Origin of the sequence: Pseudonocardia bannensis (assembly GCF_012911875.1) — a bacterium.
In the GTDB taxonomy this organism is placed as follows: domain Bacteria; phylum Actinomycetota; class Actinomycetes; order Mycobacteriales; family Pseudonocardiaceae; genus Pseudonocardia; species Pseudonocardia bannensis.
The window spans coordinates 1-3,508 of record NZ_JAAXKZ010000222.1; the positions used below are offsets into that span (position 1 = coordinate 1).

General features: G+C 73.3%; 3 protein-coding genes. 2 read left to right on the forward strand and 1 reads right to left on the reverse strand.

Translation table 11 applies throughout. The features are described 5' to 3' along the window. Positions 1-1,082: DEAD/DEAH box helicase (locus HF519_RS29530; protein ID WP_169416246.1), on the reverse strand; the 1,082-nt coding region annotated here is incomplete at its 3' end. A 135-nt stretch (positions 1,083-1,217) separates the two neighbouring features. Between HF519_RS29530 and HF519_RS29535 the strand changes: the two genes are divergently transcribed. Beyond that, positions 1,218-1,955, forward strand: coding sequence for a TetR/AcrR family transcriptional regulator (locus HF519_RS29535; protein WP_169416247.1), 738 nt, complete (start codon positions 1,218-1,220; stop codon positions 1,953-1,955). Between the two features lie 132 nt (positions 1,956-2,087). Beyond that, the coding region (locus tag HF519_RS29540; RefSeq protein ID WP_169416248.1) for an ATP-dependent DNA ligase at positions 2,088-3,508 on the forward strand (1,421 nt) is incomplete at its 3' end.

The following is a 3,508-nucleotide window of genomic DNA, read 5'->3' on the forward strand; positions in this document are numbered from 1 at the left end:
GCGATCTGGTGAAACTCGCGGGCCTTGAGCCCGCGGGTGCGCACCCCGTCGTACTTCGACAGTGCGGTGAACAGCACCGTGCGAATCGGCACGTTGATGCCGACGCCGAGGGTGTCGGTGCCGCAGATGACCTTGAGCAGTCCGGCCTGCGCGAGGGTCTCCACCAACCGGCGGTAGCGCGGCAGCATCCCGGCGTGGTGCACCCCGATCCCGTGCCGGACCAGCCGCGACAGCGTCTTGCCGAAGCCTGCGGTGAACCGGAAGTTGCCGATCAGCTCGGCGATCGCCGCCTTGTCCTCCTTGGCGGAGACGTTGACGCTCATCAGCGACTGTGCCCGCTCGATCGCCGCGGCCTGGGTGAAGTGCACGACGTAGACGGGCGCCTCGTGGGTCTGGAGCAGCTCGGTGATCGTCTCGTGCAGCGGGGTGAACACATACCGGTAGTGCAGCGGCACGGGCCGCTCCGCCGAGGTGATCACCGCGGTGGGCCGCCCGGTGCGCCGGGTGAGGTCGTCGCGGAAGAACGAGACGTCGCCGAGCGTCGCCGACATCAGCAGGAACTGGGCCTGCGGCAACTCGACGAGCGGAACCTGCCAGGCCCAGCCGCGGTCGGGATCGGCATAGAAGTGGAACTCGTCCATCACGACCGAGCCGACGATCTCTCGGCCGGCCGTCGGGCCCTGGCGCAGCGCGATGTTGGCCAGGATCTCCGCGGTGCAGCAGATGATCGGTGCGTTCTCGTTGACGGCGGCGTCACCGGTGAGCATGCCGACCTTGTCGGCGCCGAAGACCTCGCACAGAGCGAAGAACTTCTCGCTGACCAGTGCCTTGATCGGCGCGGTGTAGAAGGTGCGCTCGCCGCGGGCCAGTGCCGCGGCGTGCGCCCCGATGGCCACCAGCGACTTCCCGGACCCGGTGGGGGTGCTCAGGATGACGTTGCCGCCGGTGACGAGCTCCAGGAGCGCCTCCTCCTGTGCGGGGTAGAGGCTCAGCCCCTGCTCCTCGAAGGCCCAGTCGGTGAAGGCTTCGACAAGGGCGTCGGGATCGGAGGGGCCGGCCGTGAGGCGTTCGGTGAGGGTCATGGTGAGTCGATCGTCCCTGCTCGCCGGCCGCGCAGAGGCTGGGGGCCTCGATCGCCGGCACGGCGGTCCTCGTGATGTACTCTGTGACCAATTCTATCACGTTGGTCACAGAGATCGAGATCAAGGAGCGCGCACGTGGTGGCGGGACGCAGGGAGCTGCTCCTGGAGGTGGCCGCGGACCTGATCGCGCGGCACGGGTTTGCCAAGACGGCGGTGGCCGACGTGGCCGAGGCGGCGGGGATCGCGAAGGGCAGCGTCTACCGCGAGTTCGCCAGCAAGGACGAGCTGCTCGCGGCTCTGCTGCGGACGCGGTCGCTGCGCCTGATCGAGCGCGTGTGCGAGGCCGTCGAGGCCGATCCGGACGGCTCGCGGCTGTCTGCGGTGTACCGGCACGGACTCCGGGCACTGCTCGACGACCCGCTGCTGTGCGCGCTCTACACCCGCGACAGCAGGGTCCTCGGAGCGCTGGTCCGCGGCCACGGCCCCGGCTCCCCGCACCCCGACTGGGCGGGGGAGATCGTGCTCGCCCTGCGCGACGCCGGGTTGATCCGCTCCGATCTGCCCACCGACGCGGTCGCGCACGTGCTCGGCGTCATCACCACCGGGATGATCACCATCGGCGGAACGGCGGGGACCGGCCCCGCCCCCGCGGTGGAGGGCACGTTCCGGGTGCTCACCGAACTGATTGCGGGCGGCCTGGAGCCCGTCGCTCCCGCGGATCCCGGATCCGGCCGGCGTGCTGTGCGGGCGCTGGCCGATCGGTTCGGCGCCCGGATCGCCGGTTCCGACCAGCCGGAGCGTGAGCAGCCGCCCGGTCGGCACACAGCGGGGCCGGCCGTCGACCGGGCGCCCACCACGTGCCGGCGTCCATGAACGCACGTTCACCCGCGCCGCGGGTCTCGAACGTCCCCTCAGCGTCCCCTCGGCGGCCGCTCGTCGGGTCCGCGACCGCCGTACACCCGGCCGACACCCACCGGACAGGGGCGCGCCAACTACGCTGAACGTGTGAAGGGTCGGGCGACCGCGGGCCGGATGCCCGATCTGGTGTCGCCCATGCTGGCCGCCCCGGGCGAGCTTCCGGCCGGGCCCGGATGGGTGGTCGAGTTCGCCTGGGACGGGCTGCGCTGCATCGCCTACGCCCGTCCCGGCCGCGTCCGGTTGCTCACCGTGAACGAGCGGAGCGTCACCAGCACCTTCCCCGAGCTCGCGGTGCTGGGAGACAAGTCCCCGCCGCGCGGCATGGTGCTCGACGGCACCGTGGTGGCCCTCGACGACGCCGGGACCCCCGACCGCCGGCTGCTCGTGCGCCGGACCGCCACGCCGCGGCCTTCACCGGCCCTGGTCGCGCAGGTCCCCGTCGGGTTCTTCGTCAGCGATCTGCTCTGGCTGGACGGCGTGTCCGTGCTCGAGGCGCCGTACCGCCGGCGCCGCGAGCTGATCGACGCGCTGGGGCTGGCCGAGGACCCGATCGTGCTGTCTCCGTCGTGGCCGGCGCGCGAGGCCGAGCATGTCATGCAGACCGCGGCCCGCTACCGCCTCGACGGGCTCTACGCCAAGCGGCTCGACGCGCTCTACCAGCCAGGACGGCGCTCCCCGCACTGGCTGCGGGTGCCGCTGCGGCGTACCCGGCAGGTCGTCGTCGGAGGCTGGACCCCGGCCGATCCGCGGCGGCCGCATTCGGTCGCCGCGCTGCTGCTCGGGGTCCCGGGGCCGGACGGGCTGCGCTACGTGGGACGCGTCGGGCTCGGTTCGGGCCCGCACCGGCAGACGATCACGGACCTGGTCCCGGACTTGCTCGCCGACTCCTCACCGTTCGCGGGCAGGCTGCCACCCGCGGTCGAGCACGACGCGGTGTGGGCGCTTCCACGGCTCGTCGGGCGGGTGGAGTTCCGGGAGTGGACCGCGGACGGGCGGCTGCGGCTGCCGGCGTGGCGGGGCCTGGTCGCACCCGAGGAGGTCGACGACGGACTCTGGGACGACGCCGGGACGCAGGACGGTCCGGCCGAGGCCGGCGGCATGGCCGAGGCCGTTCCGGCGGGTGACCCGGCCGAGGCCGCGCCGGGCCCGACCGCGCCGGGCCCGACCGCGCCGGGCCCGACCACGCCGGGCCCGACCACTGCCGGTCTCGCTTCGGTCGGCCCCGCGGCGCCCGGCCGCGCTCCACGCGGCGCCTCGGTCGCCGTTCCCGACACCACCCGGGCCGACTCCGCTGCAGTCGACTCCGCTGCAGTCGACTCCGCTGCAGTCGACTCCGCTGTGGCCGACCGGACTCCAGCCGACTCCGCTGCGTCCGACCGCGATTCCACCGGCCTCGCCGTGTCCGGTCCTGCTGCGCCCGTGACCTCCCCGGCCACCGACGACGTGGACACTCCGCCCGTCCCCGACGGCCGGTCGCACGCTGCGGAGCAGGCGCCCCCGTCGTGGCC